The organism is Streptomyces aureus, assembly GCF_000725495.1.
In the GTDB taxonomy this organism is placed as follows: Bacteria; Actinomycetota; Actinomycetes; order Streptomycetales; family Streptomycetaceae; genus Streptomyces; species Streptomyces aureus_B.
Genome location: NZ_JNZD01000001.1, coordinates 137,400 through 158,182, shown reverse-complemented (window position 1 = coordinate 158,182; position 20,783 = coordinate 137,400). Strand labels below are relative to the sequence as shown.

Here is a 20,783-nt window from a genome sequence, read left to right as displayed (position 1 = left end):
GGACCGGCCTGTTCATCGGACCGACGGGGCGGTCCGGGCATACGAAGGGCCCGGGAACCGTTCGTTCCCGGGCCCTGTCGAGCGGTCGCCGTTACTCCGGCGCGCCGCCGAAGCGCTCCTTGTACGACTCCAGGTCCTCGTCCGTGATCTTGGCGAAGAGGACCGGGGGAACGGTGAAGGGGGTGCCGGCCGGGAGGAAGGCCAGGGCGCGGGCCTCGTCCTGGCTCACCCAGACCGCCGTGTCGTCCGCGAGGGCGAAGGCCGAGCGCATGGCGCGGGAGGACGCCGGGATGAAGGGCTCCGAGACCACCGAGTACAGGTGGATCAGGTTCATCGCCGTACGCAGGGTCAGCGCCGCGCCCTCGGGGTCGGTCTTGATCTCCAGCCAGGGGGCCTTCTCCTCCAGGTAGGAGTTGCCCGCGGACCACAGGGCGCGCAGCGCGGCGGCCGCCTTGCGGAACTGGAGGGCCTCCATCTGGGTCTCGTACTCCGCGAGCAGGCCCGCGATCTCGATGCCCAGCCTGGCCTCGGCCTCGCCGGCCTCCGAACCCGCCGGGACCTCCTCGCCGAAGCGCTTCTTGGAGAAGGACAGGACACGGTTGACGAAGTTGCCGAGGGTGTCGGCCAGGTCCTTGTTGACCGTGGCCGTGAAGTGCTCCCAGGTGAACGAGGAGTCGTCCGACTCGGGGGCGTTGGCGATGAGGAAGTAGCGCCAGTAGTCGGCGGGCAGGATGTCGAGGGCCTGGTCGGTGAAGACACCGCGCTTCTGCGAGGTGGAGAACTTCCCGCCGTAGTACGTCAGCCAGTTGAAGGCCTTGACGTAGTCGACCTTCTTCCACGGCTCGCGCACGCCCAGCTCGGTGGCCGGGAACATGACGGTGTGGAAGGGCACGTTGTCCTTCGCCATGAACTGCGTGTAGCGGACCGGGTTCTCGCCGGAGTCCGCGTCGTACCACCAGGACTTCCAGTCGCGGTTGTCCGTGTCCTGGTCGGACCACTCCTTCGTCGCGCCGATGTACTCGATCGGGGCGTCGAACCAGACGTAGAAGACCTTGCCCTCGGCGGCCAGCTCCGGCCAGGTGTCGGCGGGGACCGGGACACCCCAGTCCAGGTCACGGGTGATCGCGCGGTCGTGCAGGCCCTCGGTCAGCCACTTGCGGGCGATGGAGGAGGCCAGCTGGGGCCACTCGGACTCGTGCCGGGCCACCCACTCCTCGACCTCGTGCTGGAGCCGCGACTGGAGGAGGAACAGGTGCTTCGTCTCGCGGACCTCCAGGTCCGTCGAGCCGGAGATCGCCGAACGCGGGTCGATCAGGTCCGTGGGGTCGAGGACACGCGTGCAGTTCTCGCACTGGTCGCCGCGGGCCTTGTCGTAGCCGCAGTGCGGGCAGGTGCCCTCCACATAGCGGTCCGGGAGGAAACGGCCGTCCGCGGGCGAGTACACCTGTCGGATCGCGCGCTCCTCGATGAAGCCGTTCTCGTTCAGGCGGCGCGCGAAGTGCTGGGTGATCTCGCGGTTCTCCGGGCTGGAGCTGCGGCCGAAGTAGTCGAAGGCCAGCTCGAAGCCGTCGTACACGGCCTTCTGCGCGTCGTGCGCCTGGGCGCAGAACTCGTCGACCGGCAGGCCCCGCTCCTTGGCCGCGAGCTCCGCGGGGGTGCCGTGCTCGTCCGTCGCGCAGATGTACAGGACGTCGTGACCGCGCTGGCGGAGGTACCGGGAGTACACGTCCGCCGGGAGCATGGACCCCACCATGTTGCCCAGGTGCTTGATCCCGTTGATGTACGGAAGGGCGCTGGTGATGAGGTGTCGAGCCATCGCGGGCTGCTCCCAGGTCGCTGCGGGGGGCGACGATCGCGTCGGATTTCCGGTGGGCGCATCGTCGCCGGTGAACCTTGAAATCGTAGCCGACATGGGTGGGCCGCCCGCTTCCCGTTTTGAGGCGTGGGAAGGGGCGGCCCGGGTGCTGCTCCGGCGGGTGCCGCTCGGACGGGGGGTTACGGGCGCCAGTTCTCCAGCACGCCGTCGTAGACCTCGGCGTCCGTCAGTTCGCGCGGGGACGGGCCCGCGTGGAAGAAGGCCGTGTTCCCGGTCTTCAGCTTGCGCAGGTAGTCGAACGCCTTGTTGTCGTGCTCGCCGAAGGCGACGAACGAGAAGAAGACGCCCGGGTGGTTCTTCGCCGCGTCCGTGAGGGACTGGGTCGCCGGGGTCTTGGCGTCCGGGGCGCCGTCCGTCTGGAAGAGGACGAGGGCCGGGTCGCCGGCACCCGACGCCTTGTGGTGGGTGACGACCTCCTCGACGGCCGCGTGGTAGCTCGTACGGCCCATGCGGCCGAGGCCGGCGTGCAGGTCGTCGATCTTGTTCTCGTGCTCGGTGAGGGTGAGGGCGCCGGTGCCGTCCAGCTCGGTGGAGAAGAAGACGACGTGGACGGTCGCCGCCGGGTCCAGGTGGGCGGCGAGCGCGAGGGCCTGCTCGCCCAGGGCCTGGGCGGAGCCGTCCTTGTAGTACGCGCGCATCGACGAGGAACGGTCCAGGACGAGGTAGACCCTGGCGCGGGTGCCGGTCAGGCCGTGCTTCTCGAGGGCGGTGCCGGCTTCCTGGTACGCGGTGAGGAGGGCGGGGGCGTCGGTCTTCACTCGGCTGGCCGAGACCGCGACGGGCGGCTCCGCCGGGGTGAGCGGGTCGGCCCCGGCCTGGGTCTCCGGCTCGGGCTCGGCCTCGGTCTCCGGCTCGGTCTCTGCAACCGGCTCCGCCGCGACCTCGGCCTCTTCCGCGACCTCGGCCTCTTCTGCGACCTCGGCCTCTTCTGCGACCTCGGCGGTCGGCTCGGCCTCGGCGGCCTGCTCAGCGTCGGTGACCGGCTCCGCCTCGGCGGCGGGGGCGGCTTCCGCCTCGGCTTCGCCTTCGGCGGGGTCGTTCCCACCCGCACCACCCGTGCTGCTTTCGTCGTCGGCTGCGGGTGCCGCCTGTGCGGCCTCGCCGCCGTCGGCGACTGCGGGCTCGTCCGCCTGGACGACCTCGGCGGCCGCCTCGGGCTCCGCGACAACCTCCGGCTCGGGGGCGACCTCGGCCTCGGGCTCGGCGACAGGCTCCGCCTCGATCTCGGCGACAGGCTCCGCCTCGATCTCGGCGACAGCCTCGGGCTCGGTGGCCGGCTCGGCCTCAACTTCGGCGGCAGCTTCGGGCTCGGGCTCGGCAGCAGGCTCGGGCTCCGCGACAGCGGCGGGCTCCGGCTCGGTGGCCGGCTCGGCCTCAACTTCGGCGGCAGCCTCGGTGATCGGCTCTGCTTCGGCCTCGACGGTGACGGGCTCGGCAGGCGCCTCGGTCTCGGTGACCGGCTCCGCCTCGGCGACGGGCTCGGGTGCGACCTCAGCCTCGACCTCGGCGGCGGCCTCGGCCTCGGCGGCAAGCTCGGGCTCCGCGACAGCGGCGGGCTCGGGCTCGGTGGCGGCTTCGGTCTCCGCGACCGGCTCCGCCTCAACCTCGGCGGCGGGCTCGGCCACGGCCTCCGGCTCGGTGGCCGGCTCCGGGGCGGCCTCGGCCGCGGGCTTCGTCTCGGGCTCGGTGACGGGCTCGGTCTCGGCGGTGGGCTCGGGCTCCGGAGCGGTCTCGGGCTCGGGGGCAGCCTCGGGCTCCGGGGTGGCCTCGGCGGTGGGCTCGGGCTCGGTGGTCGGCTCGGGCTCGGGGGAGTTGCCGGTGGGCTCCGCCGGAGGCGTTTGCCTGGGGACCGTGACGTTGTCGAACGCGGCCGACACCAGCTCGTCGACGACCGAGGGCTCGGGCTCGGACGCGGGAGCCGGAATCCTCGGCTCGGCCTCCGGCGCGGTGGTGGAGGCCGACTCGGCGGCCTCCGGGGAATGCGTCGGCTCCGTGGCGGGAGCAGGGACCGTCGCGGACGACGTGGCCTCTCGCGAGGTCTCCGCGTCCGCGTCACGACCCTTGCGTGAGCGGCCGAACGCATTCCGCAGGAGAGTGAGAATGCCCATGTGCGCAACCCTTCGCGTGAGTTGATCCCGTCAATCCCTGGCCAGGACGGACACGTAAGGTTAGCGGCCATAGATGGTGATCTTCGGCAGGGGCGGCGCACCGTAAGACGGCCACGTCAACCCCCCTACGGCGCCCACGGGTTCACTTTCCTACCACGAGGTTTTGTCGGAATTCGGAGTTCCGCCACGCACCTTCCCCTGGCGTCCCCTTTGTGTCAAGAGATCGCAAGAAGAACGTAAAGCGCTCCCGTCCCGTGCGTGGATCGGGGCGGTGGCCGAATCGTCGGTGCCCGGACCGCCCGTGTCAATGCGGTGAGGCGATCGCCCTGGCCGCCGCGACCTCCTGCCGCACCGGTTCGAGCACGCTGTCCTCGGGCCCGCAGAGGTCGGCGCGCACGGCGACCAGCACGTCCGTCTCGCGCAGCCCCTCGGACAACTCCCTCAGCTGGCCCGCGATCGTGGAGATCTCGGTGGCCGACGGCTCGGCCGCGCCCTGCCGGACCCGGACCCGGGCGGCGGTCGTCGCGTCCACGATCCGTTCGACGGCGACGACCAGCGGCATCCAGGCCGCGGCCCGGCGCCCGTTCGGCGGCGGTTCGGTCAGCGCGCGCTGGAACTCCGTACGGATCGAGGAGAGGTCGCGGTACAGCCGGCGCCTGCTGCGGGCCCGGGCCGACGGATCGGCCGCGTCCCCGAAGGCCAGCTCGACATAGCCGGCGGTGTCGGCGACCGCGTCCGCGAGCCGGTCGCCGACCCGGGCGTGCCAGCTCTCCGGCCAGAGCAGGTATCCGGCCACCAGGGCGATGCCGCAGCCGACCAGGGAGTCGACCAGGCGGGGGACGACGAGCCCGGTGCCCTGGTGGTTGAGGATGTCGGACAGCATCAGGATCACCGGGGTGATGGCGGCGGTCTGATAGCCGTAGCCGCGGGGCGTCAGGGCCGGGATGAGCGCGGCGAGCACCATCAGCACGGGCACGTCCCACCAGCCGCGCGGAACCAGGGTCAGCACCGTCGCCGCGACCACCAGGCCCACGACCGTGCCGAGGGCGCGCAGCAGGGCCCGGGAGAACACGGAGCCGTAGTCGGGCTTCATGACGAACGTGATGGTGAGCGCGACCCAGTACGAACGCGGCACCTCGACGGTCGAGACGAGCACCTGGCCGAGGCCGATGCACAGGGCGAGGCGGATGCCGTAGCGCCAGGAGGCCGCGGACAGCAGCGCGTTGCGGGTGGCGCGGGCGGCGCGGACGCGCAGCGCGGCGGGCCGGCCGAGACGGTCGTCGAGGGCGTGCGGGTCGGGGGACCGGTCGGTGACGACGCGGGCCGCGTGCCGCAGGGCGTGGTCGACGGCACGCGCCGTCTCGTCGGCCGGGGCGGGCAGCCGCAGTTCGAGCGGATCGGTGCCGCCGGCCTCGACGGTGTCGGCGAGCAGGCTCACGGCGGCGGGGATCGCCGCGGGCAGCCGCTCGCCCCGCTGGTGGGCGGCGGGGGCGGCCTCGACGACGGGGGTGAGGGCGTTCAGCTGGGCGAGCAGCCGGACGAGGTCGGGGCTGCGGCCGTGGTGGAAGGCGCGCCGGGCGAGGACGAGGTCGTACGACTCGTTCAGGGACTGGGTGACGGCGAGGCGCAGGCGCTCGTAGTCGCCGGTGCCGCCGGCGGCGAGCAGGTCCGCGACCGTGCGGTAGGTGCCGGCGACGGCGGAGCGCTCCGGCACGCCCGAGCGCAACGGCCAGGCGAGCAGGGTCAGCGCGAGGACGAGGAGACCGCCGCCGGCCATCAGCAGCGGGGCGAGCCACCAGGCGCCGGGCAGCGGAAGTCCGGCGCCGATCACGCAGTTGAGGAGCAGCAGCAGTCCGGTGACGGAGGCGACGGCGCCGATGGAGGAGATCATCCCGGAGACGAGGGCGACCCCGGTCACCGTCGCGACGGCGACCCAGCCGTGCCCGTAGACCGCGGCGCCGATGGTGACGCCGATCGCGCCGAAGAGCTGCGGGACGGCGATGTTGAAGATCCGCATGCGGTACGCGTCGGCGGTGTCGCCGATGACTCCGGAGAGCGCGCCCATGGAGGCCAGGGCGCCGTACGCGGGCTGTCCGCAGGCGAGGCCGACGGCGAGGGGCAGCGCCAGCGCGACGGCGGCACGGGCGACGGCGGGCCGGTTGACGGGGGCCCGCTGCGGCCGCAGGTTCCTGACCAGCCAGTCGGGAGGCGTGAGGCCGATGGGGAACTCGCGGGACATGCCCCAAGTATGGCGGTTTCCCGGAGGCGGACCCCGGCTGTACCGGCGGGCGGAGGCCGTCCGGGTCGGGTCCCGGCCGCACCCCTTGACACAGGCGGCCTGGGCCGGCCCGGCCGCGCTCGTGGATGCGGGCTGCCCGGGTCGGGTCCAGGTCGGACCCGTGGGCTCGGGCTGCCCGGACCGGGTCCAGGTCGGACCTGCGGGCTCGGGCTGCCCGGACCGGGTTCAGGTCGGACCTGCGGGCTCGGGCTGCCCGGACCGGGTCCCCGGTGCATCCGCAGGCGGAGGCAGACCGGGACGAAGAGGGGACGACGGCCGCCCCCGGCGGCCGACCACCGGCAGTGCGGCTCCGCCGTCCACCGCACGTCCGGTCCGCGGCTCACGCCCCTGCCCTGGCCGGGGCCGGGTTCAGGCGCCCACGTGGGTCGGTGGTTCCGCGGGGGCGGGGCGGGGGGCCTCGGCCGGGCGGCGTCTGCGGGTGTAGGCCTGGGTGAGCGCCGCCGCCAGAGACACCGTCAGACCGAGGGCCAGCAGCAGCCAGCTGACGAACCGCAGCGTCTCGGTGAGGGCGTCGTACACCGCGCCCGCCGCCGTGCGGGACACGTCCGGCGGCAGGTCGTCGAGGGTCAGTTTGCGGCCGACCGTGATCGCGACACCGAGCAGCGCGGCGCCGACCGCGGTGCCGAGGCCGGTCGCGAGGACCGCCCGGCGGCGGCGCAGGGCGATGACGATGCCGGTCGCGGCGAAGACGACCGACGCCGACGGCAGCCAGAATCCGGCGACTTCGAGCACGTGGAACCCCTTCCGGAGCCGGGCCAGGTCCTCGGCCTCGAGCACGGTGATCTCGGCGTGCTCGACCGGGATCCGGTCGGCCAGCGGCATGTGGTCGTCGGCGAGCCTGCGTTTGACCCGCTCGGTGACGGGCGCGAGGTCGACGGTCACCGCGCCCTCGCGGTCCTCGCGCAGCGCCCGCATCACGGCGTCGTGCGCGGCCAGGTTGGCGGCCTCCCACGCCGTGCGGTACGCCTCGGTCTCGGTGAACGACCGCACGGCGTCCCGCACGAAGTGGTTCACCGGCCCCTGGAGCCGCGGCCGTACGTGGACTTCGCGCAGGATGTCCTCGGTGACACCGGCGGCGATGGCGTCCCGGACGTCGTCGTCGGCGGCGAGCGGCGCCATGGTGGCCTCGTAGCGTTCGGAGTCCCCGAGGCCGTACGTCGCCCACGCCGAGAGCGCGCCGAGGGGCGCGAGGAGGCAGGCGAGCGCGATCAGCACGGCCGACAGGGCGCTCCGGACACGAGGGGGCACCTCTTCAGGCAAGGCCCCCGGGGCCGCGTGCGCGAGCGGGGCGCGTGCAAATGGGCGCACGGGACGAGCCGTACGGGGGCCGACGAGCCGTACGAGGGCCGCCGGGTCCCTGGCAATCGCCCCGCCCGTCCTGGCCGGGAACGCCCCACCGACCTCGTACATCCCTGCTGTCCCAAGGGTTTCGGGCGTTCGGGTGGAGGCCTCACCCGAACGGGTGTTTCCTGGATCTGGGGAGCAAGGAGGCCGATATGCGCACCACCCCAGCCCGGCGGACGCTTGCCGGGGCCCTGCTCAGCGGCGGTGTACTGACCGCCCTGGCCGCCGGTCCCTCCATGGCCGCGGCCGAGTCGGCGCACACCGGTGACGGTGGCTCCGGCAGCCCCGTCTGGGGCACCGTCATCTCCCGCGGAGAGATGAACCTGCGGCTCCAGCCCAGCACGAACTCGCCCGTCGTCGGCGCGCTGCCCTCGGGCAGTCAGGACCGGGTCCAGTGCGCGGTGAACGGGCAGAGCGTGCTCGGCACCAGCGTCTGGTACTGGCTCGTCGGCGCCCACGCCTGGGCCAGCGCCGCGTTCGTCGACACCGGCGGCCGGGCGGTGCCGAGTTGTTCGGACCCGTGCCCCGACCAGAAGGACGGGACCTGGCACAACGCGCACTGGGACCACGACCGCAACCCGGCGAACGACCCCGGCTGGAGCGTGAGCGCTTCCGGCTCCTGGACCTTCACCGTCACCAGCGCCTGGAGCTGGACCGTGTCCGGCTCCTCCTCGAACTCCTGGGACTGGGTCCCAGGTGGCAGGTGAGTAGGTGAGTGAGGGAGACGCATGAGGCCCCGGCATCACGCCGGGGCCTCATGTGCGTCGTGCGCCGTTCCGCCGTGACCGTGCTGTGCGCCGTTCCGTCGTGACCGTCGCGTCTCCGTAGTGCGCCGCTTCGCCGTGACCGTCCGCGTCTCCCTCGTATGCCGTTCCGTCGTGGAGCGAGGTGTGCGCCGTTCTCCGCTGTGGCGTGCGGTGTGCGCCGTTCTCCGTCGTGGTGCTCGCTGTGCACCGTTCCCTCGTGGGCCGCTCCGGCTCCGTCGAAACGCCGTTCCGCCGGCTTCGGCGGAACGGCGTTTCACGACGGCGGCTCGCTTTCCTCGAGCGTCAGTCCTCGTGTGTGTAGTAGCGGTAGAAGGCCACCGCGTACACGCCCACCGCCACCGGCAGCGACATGAACACGGACCGCAGGATGGTCGCGTCGGTCTGGCTGTAGAGGAATCCGAACGCGCAGCCCGCGAACACGGCCCACACCAGTGCGTGCATCTCGCGCCGCATCAGCGGCGCCACCGTCCGGACGGCCACGTACGCCAGCGCGAAGGCGATGGCGCACACGAAGCCGAACAGCACGTTCCAGCCCGTGATGGCGCCCGCGTCGCGGTTGATGGCGGCCGCCCAGTAGCCGTAGACGAGTCCGCCGGCGACGGGTATCGCCCACTCGGCGATCGTGTGGGTCTGTTTCCCGAAGACGTCGGTCGATCCGGATGTCCGTGGTGTCCCTGACACAGGTGCGGCTTGAGCCATGGAAGGACTCCTTTCTGCTCGCCCCCGCCTTCCAGGTCACACCCCGCCCCAGCCCCTGGCAACTCGGGACGCCGGCCCCCTCGCGCCACCCTTTCGGCCCATGTCGCGGCGCCTTTGCGGACCGGGGCACGGCATCCTCCGTCTCACCCCTTCCGCCCCCGCGCCGAAATGCGGTGATCATGGTCGCGTGCTTCGCTGAGGTGCATGAAGCTCGTACTCTTCGGTGCCACCGGCATGGTCGGCAGCCGCATCGCCACGGAGGCGTCGGCCCGCGGACACCAGGTCGTCGCGGTCAGCCGGTCCGGACAGTCCCCGGTCCCCGGGGTCACCGCGGCGGCGGCCGACGCCGCGGACCCGGCGAAGGTCGCCGAGCTGGTGGCCGGCGCGGACGCGGTGGGCTCGGCCTGCGTCCCGCCCCGGGACGGCTCGGACCCCCGGGAACCCTTCCTCGCCCTCAACCATTCCCTGGTCGAGGGCGTCCGCACGGCCGGGGTGCACCGGCTGGTCATCGTCGGCGGCGCGGGCACCCTGGAGGTCGCGCCCGGCGAGGCCGCGTGCGACCAGCCCGACTTCCCCGAGGCGTACCGTCCCGAGGCACTCGCCCACCAGGACGCCCTCGCGTATCTGCGGACGGACGTCGACGACCTCGACTGGACGTACATCTCGCCCGCCGCCGAGATCGGCCCCGGGGAACGCACGGGCGAGTTCCGGATCGGCGGCGACCGCATGCTCACCGACGCGGGCGGCCAGAGCCGGATCAGCGCCGAGGACTACGCCATGGCCTTCGTCGACCAGCTGGAGATGCCCGTGCACCCGCACGGCCGCATGTCGGTCGCCTACTGAGAGCACGGGAGGGAGGCGGTACGGCGCGGTGGCCGACCGGAGATCCGTACGCGACCGGCTTCGGGAGGCCCTGCACCCGTCCGCCGGGCTCCCGGGAGCCTTCCAGCGGTCGCAGCCGCTGAAGCTCCGGGGCCGCAGCGTCGCCTGGCTGCCCCCGCTGCTGCTGCTCATCGGGATCACGCTGCTGGACGTCAACACCTCCGGCCGGTTCCGGATCATCTCCTGGCTCGTGCTCGTCCCCGTCATCGCCGCGGCGATCTGCGGGGTGCTGGGCACGGTGGCCTTCGCCGCACTGTCGCTGCTCACCTACGGCGCCGTGGACAGGCAGTGGCCGCACCAGTACCAGAACGGGCTGCCCGACTTCGTCCTCGTGGTGGTCGGCAGCGGTCTCGCGGCCCTCGCCTGTTCCGTCCGGCTGCGGGCCGAGCGGCGCATGCTGCACATGCGGGACGTCGCCGAGACGACCCGGCGCACCGTGCTGCGCCCGATGCCCCCGGGCTGGGGCGGCCTCGACCACGCGGCCGTCTACCTCGCCGCCGACAGCGAGGCCCGGGTCGGCGGCGACTTCTATGACATCCAGCCCGGCCGGCACGGCACCCGGCTGCTGCTCGGGGACATCCAGGGCAAGGGGCTCGCGGCGGTCGAGGCGGCGGCCGCGGTGCTCGGCACCTTCCGCGAGGCGGCCTTCCACGAGGGCGAGCTCGCCACGGTCGCCGCCCGGCTCGAGGTCAGGATGCGGCGGCACAACCGCTACCGCGTGGCGCTGGGCCGCGACGACGGGGACCGCTTCGCGACCGGCGTCCTCGTCGCGTTCCCCGAGGACACACCGGCCACGGTCGAGGTCGTCAACTTCGGTCACGAACCCCCGCTCGTCATCACCCCCGACGGGGTGCGGAGTCTGCCTCCCGAGCACGGACTCCCGCTCGGCATGGACGAGTTGGTGTCCACTCCGCCCCCGGTCATCCGGGTCCCGCTCGCCCCCGGCGAGACGCTGCTCCTGGTGACGGACGGGGTCACCGAGGCCCGTGACACGGCGGGCGAGTTCTTCCCGCTGCGCGACACCCTCGTCCGGGCCGTGGCCCGGGACCCGCGCGCCGCCGACCCGCAGCGGCTCGTCCGGCTCGTGCGCGACCGCACGCTCGCCCACTGCGGCGGACGGCTCGCCGACGACACGACGATCTTCGCCGTACGACGCAGGGCGCCGGGCGGGCGACGGCCCTAGCCACGGCGGCCTCACTCGCGGCGGGCGGCGGCCCAGGGGTCCGGTCCACGGCGGGCGGCGGCCTCGATGAACAGGGCGTTCCCCCGGGCCGTCGCCTTCCCCGGCCGGGCGGCCACCCCGTGCCCAAGCCTTCGGCCGGACAGGGGCGTTCGTCCCCTTCGCTTCCCCTCTTTGCATGCGCAGCCGTTACGGTGCTGCTGTGTCCGATCGATGGGGGAGGGAACCTGTGCCCGGAACCGTGCTGCTCCTCGCGGCCTCGCCGGTGGGCAAGGGGTGTCTGGTGGACGCGGCCTCCGTGCTCCCCGTGCTCGCGGCCGTCGCCCCGCCGGTGCTGTCGGGAACCGACACGGCGAACGTCGTCGAACTCGCCGACCCGCTGGAGCCGCAGGCCGTGCTGACCCGGCTGCGCGCGGCGGCGACGGCGTCCGGACCGCTGACCATGTTCGTGACGGGCCAGCTCCAACTGGACCGCCGCCAGCGGCTTCCGCACCTCGCGCTGGCCCGCACCACCCCGTCGACGGTCCGGTACACGGCGTTCCCCTGGCGCTGGATCGCCGACGAACTCCGGCTGCGCCCGCCCGGGTCGACGACGGTGTTCGTCGACCTCCACGCAGACGCCGACACCTGGGAGTTCATCGCCTCACGTCCCCTCACGGCGGGCCCGTCGGCGGAGTTGTACGGCCGCGTCGCCCCGCCGCCGGGCCGCCGGGCGGTGGCGCAGCCGGCGTACATGAGGGCGGTGGCGACCCTGCTCCGCAGCGGCCACCGGCCCCCTCCCGCCCAGCTCCACCAGCAGGCGCTGACGAGGGTGTCGGGCGAGGGCAGCGCCCGGCCGGGGGCGGAGGACCGCGTGCTCGCGCCCGGGCGGGCGTGGGCCGGTCGGCCATGGCCCCCGGCACCGGAGTTCACGACGGTCACGGCCCCGCCGGGCACCGCGCCCGGACCCCCGCCGCGCCCGCCCGTCCCCCCGGACGTGGTTCCCGCGCCGCCCGCGCCTCCGGTATCGCCGGTGTCGATGGCGGTGCCCGTGGCGCCCGTGGTGTCCGTGCTGCCGACGTCGTCGACGGTGCCCGTGGCTGCCGTGCCCGTGGCGGCCGTGCCCGTGGCGGCGGTGTCGCGCGGTCCGTCCGTGCCCTCCCCCGCGTCGTCCGGCCGGACGGAGGTGCGGGTCGGTCCGGCGGTCCCCGACCCCCACGGGGAGATCACCGAGGCCGTCCGGGACGGTCGTCACGACGACGCCCTCGCGCTGGCCGGGCGGTGGGAGCGGGACGCGCTGCGGACCCACGGAGCCGGGTCCGAGCAGGTGCTGCACTGGATGGAGGTGCGGGCGGACCTGGCGATGTTCGCCGGGGACGCGGAGCGCAGCTGCCGTGGCTGGCTCGCCCTCGCGGCGACCCGGCTGGACGCGGGGCAGGACCCGGGCGCCCCGGAGGTGGAGTCGGCCGTGGACCGCGCGCACCACCAGTGGGGCCGGGTCCAGGACCCCGGGCGGGCCCGTGAACTCGGTGCGGAACTGGCCTGGTTGAGACGGCGGGTCCCCGGACGCCGGGAGGGCGCCCTCGACCATGTCCAGCGCCAGCTGAGCCAGTTGGGGACCCAGGCCTGAGCGGACACCCAGACCTGACGAGACCCCCAGACCTGAACTGATCCGGGCCTGAGCCGACCCGAGCCTGAGCTGACCCAGGCCGAGCCGACCCGAGCCTGAGCGGGCGCCGCATGAGCCGACCGGTGCCGCCGGGTCCGCACCGCCCGGAGGCCCGGCGGTTCCGCCCGGTCGGAAGGAGGCCCCGGGTCCGGAGGAAGCGCCCGGTCCGGAGGAAGCGCCCGTTCCGGGGTCGGTCAGCCCTCGTCCGACAGGGCCGCCAGCGCGCCCGACACCAGGGTGCGGACGCCGGGCGCGACCGTGGACAGGTCGGGGGCGAAGTGCGGACTGTGGTTGCTGGGGACGGCGGCGAGCCGGGTCATGAGGTCGTCGCTCCCCGGAGCCGCGTTCCAGACGTCGGCCGGGGTGCTGGTCACGAACCAGTAGGAGTACGGGATCCGGCCGGCCGCGAGCCGGGGGAAGTCCTCGCTGCCCATGGCCGGTCCGGGGTCGAGGATCGTCCCGGCGCCGAACACCTCGCCGTGCACGGCGGCGATCCGGTGGTCGGTCGCGGGGTCGTTGACGGTGACCGGGAAGTCGTTGCCGACGGTGACCGTGGGCTCGGCGGGGCAGCCGGCGGCCGCGCACTCGCCCGCCGCGATCCGCCGCACGGCCGCGATCATCCGCTCCCGCATGTCCGGCGACTGGGTGCGCAGGTTCAGGGAGATCCGTGCCTCGGACGGGATGATGTTGTGCCGGGTGCCCGCCTCGATCCGGCCCACCGTGAGCACGGCGGACTCCCGGGCCGCGATCTCCCGGCTGACGACGGTCTGGAGCCGCGTCACGATGTAGGCGGCGGTCACCACCGGGTCGACGGTCGCCTCCGGCCGCGATCCGTGGCCGCCGCGCCCGTGGACGACGATGTCGAGATCGGTCGAGGCCGACATGATCAGGCCCGGGGAGTGCGCGTACAGCCCGGCGGGGCCGGGTGCCACGTGCTGGCCGAGCAGGACGTCGGCGCGCGGGAAGCGTTCGTGCAGGCCGTCCGCGACCATGAGGGCGGCGCCCTGGCCGGTCTCCTCGGCGGGCTGTCCGACCAGCACCAGCGTCCCGGACCAGGTGTCCCGTCCGTCGGCGAGCGCACGGGCCGCGCCCGCGAGCCAGGTGACGTGCAGATCGTGGCCGCAGGCGTGCATGACCCCGTCGGTCCCGGAGGCGTACGGGAGCCCGGTCTCCTCGGCGACGGGCAGCGCGTCCATGTCGGCGCGCAGCAGGACGGTGGGCCCGTCCCCGTTCCGCAGGACGCCGACGACGCCCGTGCGGCCCACGCCCTCGGTCGTCTCGTACCCGGCCGCGCGCAGCCGTTCCGCGAGGACGGCGGCCGTACGGTGTTCGCGCAGCGACAGTTCGGGATGCCGGTGCAGGTCCCGGTAGAGGTCCTCCAGGGCGGGGACCGGAAGATCGGCCGTGAGGTCCAGCGCGGTGCGGGCGGCGGTAGAGGTCACGCGGTCACTGTAGGCGTCGTGCTTCCCGCGTACGGGGGATCGACCGCTGTCGTACGACGGCGGGAGGGGCCGTCACCGGCCCGCGGACGGTCCCTGATGCTGCGCCGTGCGCACGGAGGCGGGGGCCGCGGGGGTCCCTTCGGCGGCTCTCGCCGGACCGATGTTCGCCGCCGTGACCAGCGCGGCGACCGCGATGACGGCGGCGAGGAGACCTCTGGAGTAGCGCGCGGAAATACGTCGGAGCACGGTGACCTCGCAACAACAGCGGCGTATTAAGCATGCTTAATCCGGCGCTTAACGTAGAGGCTTCCGGGCTTCGGTCGCAAGGGGGTCCCGGGGCCGGACAGTAGTCAAAAGCCGGACCGACTCGCCTCGGCTTGATGGCATGCTTAGCCCATGGCGGAGCGGGACGACCCTGAGATCATCGGGCGCAGGGTGCAACAGCTGCGCACGGAACGCGGATTGACGCAGAAACAGCTCGCGGAGCCGGTGTACACGCCCGCGTACATCTCCACTCTGGAGGCCGGCCGGGTCCGGGCCTCCGAGCCCGCGCTGCGGCACATAGCCGGCCGCCTCGGTGTCGCCTACGAGGAGCTCGCGACGGGGCGGCCCGCCCATCTCGCCACCGATCTGCGCCTGCGACTGACGGACGCTCAGCGCACGCTCTCCACCGGAGAGGCCGAGGTGGCCGCGGCGACGTACGCCGGTCTGCTCGCCGAGGCGGAGGACCACGGGCTGGTCGCCGAACAGGCCGCCGCCCTGCTCGGACTCGGCGAATGCGCCCTGGACACGGGGGACCTGGAGACGGCGCAGCGGCGCTTCGAGGAGTCGGAGCAGCGGCTGGGCGACGCGCCGCTCCCGCAGCGGGTGCCCGCCGTGCGCGGCCGGGCGGTCTCCCACTATCTGGCCGGTGAACTCCGTTACTCCTGCTATCTGTTCGAGTCCACCCTCGACGAGCTCAACCGGACCGGCCTGCACGATCCCGAGGCACTGCTCCTCCTCTACACGGGAGTCATAGCGCCCTACATGGACATGGGCGCCCACGCCCGCGCCGCCCAGGCGGCCGAGTTCGCGCTCACCCTCGCCTCCCAGGTCCAGGACCCGGCCCTGGTGGCGCGGATGCACCGGTCGGTGGCGCGGACGATGATCGCCGAGGGTCGTATGGCCGAGGCCGACGTGTCCCTCGCCAAGGCCGCCGAGCTGTACCGCCAGCTCCAGATCCGCACCGAACTCGCCAACTGCCACTGGATGCGCGGGTACCTGTACGCCCAGAACGGTGAACTGGAGCGTGCGGAGGAGGAGTTGCGCGAGGCGCAGGCCATGCTCTCGGCGAAGCGGGCCGCGCTCTACACCAGCCAGGTCGCGGTGGAGCTCGCCGACGTGCTGCACCGGCGCGGCAAGTCCGAGGAAGCCGACGAACTGCTGCGGCGGGTGCTCGGCGACCTGAACTCCGAGCGGGGCGCCATCCACGCGGCCGCCGCGCACCGTCTGCTCGGGATCATCGCGGAGGACACCCGGGACACCGAGGCGGCCGAGGAGCACTACGTACGGGCGATGAGCCTGCTGGAGCGGGCGGGCGCGGCGGGCGACCTGGCGGACCTGTGCCGGCTGCTCGGCGACCTGCTGCGGCGCACCGGCCGGGTGGAGGCGGCCCTGGACGCCTACCGCACGGGCCTGGGCCACCGCACCGCCCCGGGCACGACGACCCTCGGCCCGGCCCCGGCCCAGCCGCCCCTCTGAAGCCGGACGGCAGCGGTACACCGGGCCGTCCTCCGGCACCCGGCCGCGTCAGCCGCCCGAGGTGCCGGTGCCGGTGCCTGTGCCCGCGCTCGTGCCCGGTGCCGTCGTGTCCCCGGACGAGGGTTTGATCTCGACCGTCGCTCCCGGTTCGAGCCGTTCGTACAGCAGCTTGGCGTCGTCCGGGTCCAGGCCGATCCAGCCGCGGGGAGAGCTGTAGACGCTCCCGTCGTGCGGCATGGCGCCGACGTAGTCCGTCCTGCCGTCGGGCCCGGTGAGTTCGAGCACCCAGGTGGCCATGAAGGAGTAGTTGTCGTCGAGGCCGACCGTCTTGCCGGAGAACCTCACATGGGCCGCCTTCGCGGCGACCGTCGTCCGGAAGGCCGACGTGTACCCGTTCAGGCTGTCGCCGTTGAGCGTCAGCCGGAGCCCGCCCACGGAGAGCTCGCGTGTGCCCAGGTCGATCGTGGCGTCCGGCGATGACAGCGGAGGGCTCGCGGACACGGTGGGGCTCGCGGCCGGCGGTGTCCGGTGCCGCGTCCCGCCGCCCGGGTCCACCACGAGGAGCAGGGCGAGCACGCCCGCGACACAGACCCCGGCCGCGGCCACGGCCGTACGGCGGCGGCGCCTGCGGCCCGTCGCCCGGCCCCGGATCTCCGCACCGCTCAGCTCCGGGGGCCGTTCCGCCTCCGTCGCCAGCGCGCGCAGGGCGGAGGTGAGTTCATCGGACACGGTCGTCCTCCCTCTCCTTGCCCGGCACGCCCGCGGAGCCCGACGGACGCGCGGAGCCGGCCAGGTCCGCCGAATCCTCCGAGAGCACCCGTGCCAGCGCCGCCCGGCCGCGGGAGAGCCGGGCCTTGACCGTGCCCACGGGAGCACCGGTTTCGGAGGCTACCTGCTCGACACTCAAGTCGCACAGATGGTGCAGAACGATCGCCATCCGCTGCGCCTCGGGCAGTGTGCGCAGCGCGGTCACCAGGGCGGTGCGCTCGGGCCCGGGGCCCGGCGTGTGGTCGGCGGGCGGGGTCCCGCGCACCAACTCCAGCCAGCGGCGGGCCCGGCGCCAGCGGCTCACCGCCAGCCGGGTCGCCACCGTCCGTATCCACGCCTCGGGGGCGCCGTCGGCGAGGAACTCCCGCCGCCGGTCCCAGGCGCGGACGAACGCCTCCTGTACGACGTCCTGCGCTTCTCCGTGATCCCCCGTGAACGCGTAGAGCTGGCCGGTCAGTCGGGGGAACGCGGTCGCGTAGAACGCGTCGAACTCTTCCTCGGTCATGCCCCCCGCCCGAATCTCCGAAGATTCTCCGGCCGTGTGCAACCCAGCCGTTCCCGCCGTGCGTACAGGTCCCGTACGTCGCACATCGAAACACACCACAGGGGGATCACCATGACCACGGGACGGAGAGGCGGCCGCGGCCGTCTGGCCCGCACCTGGAGCGCCGCGGCCGTGTGCGTGCTCGCGCTCGCCGGGTGCTCGGCGCAGGCAGTGGCCGACGGAGAGGGCAGGGGGGCCGAGCCGGGGGGCAGGCCGACCGCCGGAACGCACGGGACCACGGGCACGGCCCGGCCGAAGCCCTCCGCCACACCGCTCAAGTCCCTGACGGGCGCGCACGTCAACATCGCCGACGGGCAGACCGTCGGTGTCGGCATGCCGATCTCGGTGACCTTCAGCCGTCCGATACCCGTGGCCGAACGGGCCGACGTGGAAAAGCAGTTGAAGGTCACCGCCGACGTCGAGGGGTCCTGGGGGTGGGTCAAGGACCGCAATCTCGCCGACGGGCAGCGCGTCGACTTCCGGCCCCGCGCGTACTGGAAGCCCGGAACGGCGGTCACCGTCCGGGCCGGGGCCGGAATCACTAGGCACTTCACGGTGGGCCGCTCCCTCGTCGCCACAGTGGATGTCCGTACACACTTCATGACGCTCGAAACGGCCGGATCGTCGCGCCGGATCCCCATCACGGCGGGAGCGCCGGGGATGGACACCTGGAACGGCACGATGGTCGTCTCCGACAAGGCGTCCAGGGTGCTCATGGACTCCCGGTCGGTCGGCTACGGCGACGCGTACAAGGACTATTACTACTACGCCGTCCACCTCACCACCTCGGGCACCTACCTCCACCAGAACCCGAAGGCGAACACCTACGGCGGCCGCCAGAACGTCACGCACGGCTGCGTCGGCCTCGCCACCGGCGGTCCCGCGAAGCGGTTCTTCGACGAGGTCATACCCGGCGACGTGGTCAAGGTCGTCAACTCCCGGGACACGGTCGCCGTCGGCAACGGCTACGGCGACTGGAACCTGGACTGGGACCAGTGGCGGGCGACGAGCGCGCTCGGCTGACGCATCCCCCGCGGAACGTCTCCGGCCGGAGCCGTCCGGCCGGCGGGCGCCGGGAGTCCCCGGGGGAGCGGCGCCCCTTCGAAGTCCGAACACCGCCACCACCACGAGGAGTTGTCCGTCCATGGCAGGTATGAAGAGGTACGCGGCCGCGGCCGCGGCCGCCGTCGCCGCCGCGCTGATCACGGCGCCGACGACGGCGTACGGGGCGGCGCCCCAGAAGGCGGCGCCCGCCGCCCGCGCGGCGACCACCGTCGCCGGGCCGGCGCACGTCAGCGTCCTCGCGGCGCACGCCCGCGCCGCCTCGGTCGCCAAGGCCGCCCCCACGGCCCGGATCGTCGCCCCGGGCGAGCACGTCAAGGAGCCCGGCGGCGCCGAGTTCTGGCTGACGCCCGAGGGCAAGCACTGGACGTCGCCCGGCGACACCGAGCCCCAGTTCCGCAGCGTGGTCGACGGGAACATCGACCTCGGCACGCCCGGCGTCACGGCCCAGATCGAGGGCACCGCCGGCGGGCACTACACGCTGTCCGGCCTGTACTACGGCGGCAAGGGCACCGCCTCGCGCGTCACGGTGCGGACCACGGCCGGGACCCTGCACGGCAAGCTCCTGGAGCTCGCGGGCCACCCCGGCTGGGGCGTCTGGTACGTCAGCACGGACGTGCCCGCCGGTGCGGACTTCGAGGCCCGGAGCGTCGTCGTCCGCGACACCCTGGGCCGGGTCTACTCCCGGCTGGACCTGCTCTGACCCCACGGGGCGGGAACCGGCGGACGGCCGGTCCCCGCCCCGCCGCGTCAGCCGGACGCGCGGTCCTCGCCCGCCGCGTCAGCCGGACGCCCGGCTTCCGGAAGGGCGGGCCGGCCGGGGGCGCTCCGGCGCACGCCCCCCGCTCGCCCGCCCCGAGGGCGGCCGGCGGAGCCCGCCGCGGCAGGCCCGGGACGCGCCGTCGTGGAGTGTCCGGTGCGTCACGGACTCGCCCCGCCGGGCCGCACCGGACACCGGGAGGACCCCCGTCGCGGCGCCCCGGCGGCTGACCTCGGGGAACGCGTCTCCGGCCCGGACGGGGACCGCGCGGGAGGGGGCCGGGTCACGGTGTCGCGTAGTCCTGACGGACGCCGAGTCGGAGCGCGATCGAGACCATCGACCCCTACCGCCCGCCGGAACAGGGCCCATACTGGAATCACGATGAGTAAATCCTCCGCGCCCCGGCGCCACCTGCCCACCAGCCCCTTCGCTGCGCCCGTAGTGCCCGTGGCCAAGGAGTTCAGCCTCGGAGACCGTGTCTCCCACGACCAGTACGGCCTGGGCACGATCGTCGGTGTCGAAGAGGGCATCGCGATGCTCGTCGACTTCGGCGCCCGCCAGGTCCGCGTCCTGAGCCCCTACACCCGGATGGACCGGCTCTGACCCGCACGCACTGACACCCACGGCCCGCGACAGCCTCACCGGCTGTCCGGGCCGCGGTACGTCCGGGGCACTCCGGCCGGCCCGGTCCTCAGCCCTGGGTCGGGGCCGGCGACTTTCCCGCGAGCACGTCCTGGAGCCGGCTCGTGCCCGCCTGCACCGCCTGTTCGGTGGACTGGTGCTCGGTTCCCCCGAGGCCCCCGTTGGTGAGGGACAGGGCGCTGTCGCCGACCCGCACCGCCGCGAAGTCCAGCGTCAGCGTGTCGGGGTCGCCCTCCAGCTTGCCGTTCATCGTCACCCGCAGCCCCTGGCGGGCGTCCCCCTCGTGGGGCAGCTGCGTCTCGATGACCTGCACGGTCTGCCGGTCGCCCTTGCCGTTGACGGCCGTGAACTGGTCGCACAGGTCCGGCAGCGTCGAGAGCCACTTCAGCTGGGCGTCCAGGGCGTTCTTCCCGTACGAGGCCACCTCGTAGCGCATCTGGGCGTTGTTGTCGCTGTCGTCGAAGCCGGTGACCGCACCGGCCCCCCGCGGCTTGCCCAGCAGGTCCTCCGAGTAGAGGCCGTCCAGCAGCTTCTGGCACTGCTGGGCGTTCCCCTTGTCCGTGATGAACGAGGACGCGTCGACCTTGCTCTTGAGCAGCGTGTCGTGCCAGGCCGCCACGCCCTTCGACTCGGTCCACTGGGACCCCAGGTCGGAGTTGGTGATCAGCGCCGCCCGCGCCTCGGCCTCGGTCAGCTCGCGGACCGAGGGGGAGGGCGAGGCCGACGCGGCGCCGGGTTCCTCGGCGACGGGAGAGGCCGGGACTGTGGAGGCGGGGGACGCGGGGGAGTCCGTACGGGCGGAGCCAGAGCCGTCGCCCCCGCCGTTCGAGCAGGCGGCCGTCGAGAGCAGCATCCCCGCGGTGAGGGCGGAGGCGACGAGACAGGACGGACGGATCATGCGAGGGCCTCCCGAGGACGGTCCCGAGGTCGGGCTGTGTCCCTCCACGCCACCACCGGCGACGGCCCCCCACCAGCGCACCGGGCCGTCCGGGTGAGTACGCGGAGCGACGCCCGCCGGCCCG

The 20,783-nt window shown here is 73.7% G+C and carries 18 protein-coding genes; 8 read left to right on the top strand and 10 right to left on the bottom strand.

All coding sequences use genetic code 11. The annotated features are described in order from the left end of the window. Positions 1 to 91 precede the first annotated feature (91 nt). From metG to IO36_RS00685, 4 genes are all read right to left on the bottom strand, one after another. The gene (gene metG / locus IO36_RS00700) at positions 92 to 1,816 is read right to left on the bottom strand and encodes a methionine--tRNA ligase (protein ID WP_037614756.1); all 1,725 of its coding nucleotides are present in this window, start codon (positions 1,814 to 1,816) and stop codon (positions 92 to 94) included. 179 nt (positions 1,817 to 1,995) lie between these two features. After that, on the bottom strand, positions 1,996 to 3,984 hold the full coding sequence (locus IO36_RS00695) for a VWA domain-containing protein (protein WP_037614755.1): 1,989 nt from the start codon (positions 3,982 to 3,984) through the stop codon (positions 1,996 to 1,998). A 304-nt stretch (positions 3,985 to 4,288) separates the two neighbouring features. Continuing rightward, entirely contained in the window at positions 4,289 to 6,223 is a 1,935-nt protein-coding gene (locus tag IO36_RS00690) for an FUSC family protein (RefSeq protein ID WP_037614753.1), read from the bottom strand. Positions 6,224 to 6,631: 408 nt separating this feature from the next. Continuing rightward, positions 6,632 to 7,531 carry a hypothetical protein gene (locus IO36_RS00685; protein WP_037614751.1) on the bottom strand — a complete coding sequence of 300 codons (900 nt, stop codon included), beginning with the start codon at positions 7,529 to 7,531 and terminating at the stop codon, positions 6,632 to 6,634. Positions 7,532 to 7,779: 248 nt separating this feature from the next. Here IO36_RS00685 and IO36_RS00680 point away from each other — a divergent pair, with 248 nt between their 5' ends. Continuing rightward, positions 7,780 to 8,334: a hypothetical protein gene (locus IO36_RS00680; RefSeq protein WP_037614749.1), complete on the top strand. Its 555-nt coding sequence runs from the start codon at positions 7,780 to 7,782 to the stop codon at positions 8,332 to 8,334. Positions 8,335 to 8,676: 342 nt separating this feature from the next. On the opposite strand, the gene IO36_RS00675 is transcribed toward IO36_RS00680, so the two are convergent. After that, positions 8,677 to 9,093 carry a hypothetical protein gene (locus IO36_RS00675; protein WP_037614747.1) on the bottom strand — a complete coding sequence of 139 codons (417 nt, stop codon included), beginning with the start codon at positions 9,091 to 9,093 and terminating at the stop codon, positions 8,677 to 8,679. 204 nt (positions 9,094 to 9,297) lie between these two features. Here IO36_RS00675 and IO36_RS00670 point away from each other — a divergent pair, with 204 nt between their 5' ends. The 3 genes from IO36_RS00670 to IO36_RS45660 all read left to right on the top strand — a co-directional run bounded on the left by IO36_RS00670 (position 9,298) and on the right by IO36_RS45660 (position 12,764). Further along, on the top strand, positions 9,298 to 9,936 hold the full coding sequence (locus tag IO36_RS00670) for an NAD(P)-dependent oxidoreductase (protein WP_037614746.1): 639 nt from the start codon (positions 9,298 to 9,300) through the stop codon (positions 9,934 to 9,936). Positions 9,937 to 10,006: 70 nt separating this feature from the next. Beyond that, positions 10,007 to 11,158, top strand: coding sequence for a PP2C family protein-serine/threonine phosphatase (locus IO36_RS00665; RefSeq protein WP_037615326.1), 1,152 nt, complete (start codon positions 10,007 to 10,009; stop codon positions 11,156 to 11,158). A gap of 226 nt (positions 11,159 to 11,384) precedes the next feature. After that, positions 11,385 to 12,764, top strand: a complete 1,380-nt coding sequence (locus IO36_RS45660; protein WP_037614744.1) for a hypothetical protein — start codon at positions 11,385 to 11,387, stop codon at positions 12,762 to 12,764. 233 nt (positions 12,765 to 12,997) lie between these two features. Here the strand turns inward: IO36_RS45660 and IO36_RS00655 are convergent, their stop codons facing one another. Continuing rightward, positions 12,998 to 14,245 (bottom strand): amidohydrolase, encoded by a 1,248-nt coding sequence (locus IO36_RS00655; RefSeq protein WP_037614742.1) that lies wholly within the window; start codon positions 14,243 to 14,245, stop codon positions 12,998 to 13,000. A 72-nt stretch (positions 14,246 to 14,317) separates the two neighbouring features. Continuing rightward, the gene (locus tag IO36_RS47305; RefSeq protein WP_167347377.1) at positions 14,318 to 14,491 is read right to left on the bottom strand and encodes a hypothetical protein; all 174 of its coding nucleotides are present in this window, start codon (positions 14,489 to 14,491) and stop codon (positions 14,318 to 14,320) included. A 150-nt stretch (positions 14,492 to 14,641) separates the two neighbouring features. On the opposite strand from IO36_RS47305, the gene IO36_RS00650 reads away from it, so the two are divergent. Further along, entirely contained in the window at positions 14,642 to 15,985 is a 1,344-nt protein-coding gene (locus tag IO36_RS00650) for a helix-turn-helix domain-containing protein (RefSeq protein ID WP_037614741.1), read from the top strand. Between the two features lie 48 nt (positions 15,986 to 16,033). Here the strand turns inward: IO36_RS00650 and IO36_RS00645 are convergent, their stop codons facing one another. Both IO36_RS00645 and IO36_RS00640 read right to left on the bottom strand, forming a co-directional pair. Then, positions 16,034 to 16,714: a hypothetical protein gene (locus IO36_RS00645; RefSeq protein ID WP_037614739.1), complete on the bottom strand. Its 681-nt coding sequence runs from the start codon at positions 16,712 to 16,714 to the stop codon at positions 16,034 to 16,036. Then, entirely contained in the window at positions 16,704 to 17,258 is a 555-nt protein-coding gene (locus IO36_RS00640; protein ID WP_051899876.1) for a SigE family RNA polymerase sigma factor, read from the bottom strand. Before IO36_RS00640 ends, IO36_RS00645 begins: the two co-directional genes overlap by 11 nt. A 111-nt stretch (positions 17,259 to 17,369) precedes the next feature. On the opposite strand from IO36_RS00640, the gene IO36_RS00635 reads away from it, so the two are divergent. The 3 genes from IO36_RS00635 (at position 17,370) to IO36_RS00625 (ending at position 19,722) form a co-directional block, all read left to right on the top strand. After that, positions 17,370 to 18,320 (top strand): L,D-transpeptidase, encoded by a 951-nt coding sequence (locus IO36_RS00635; protein WP_051899874.1) that lies wholly within the window; start codon positions 17,370 to 17,372, stop codon positions 18,318 to 18,320. A 121-nt stretch (positions 18,321 to 18,441) separates the two neighbouring features. Continuing rightward, entirely contained in the window at positions 18,442 to 19,062 is a 621-nt protein-coding gene (locus tag IO36_RS00630; RefSeq protein WP_245173072.1) for a hypothetical protein, read from the top strand. 438 nt (positions 19,063 to 19,500) lie between these two features. Beyond that, positions 19,501 to 19,722: a hypothetical protein gene (locus IO36_RS00625; protein WP_037614735.1), complete on the top strand. Its 222-nt coding sequence runs from the start codon at positions 19,501 to 19,503 to the stop codon at positions 19,720 to 19,722. A gap of 88 nt (positions 19,723 to 19,810) precedes the next feature. On the opposite strand, the gene IO36_RS00620 is transcribed toward IO36_RS00625, so the two are convergent. Next, entirely contained in the window at positions 19,811 to 20,659 is an 849-nt protein-coding gene (locus IO36_RS00620) for a hypothetical protein (protein ID WP_037614732.1), read from the bottom strand. Between the last annotated feature and the right edge of the window lie 124 nt (positions 20,660 to 20,783).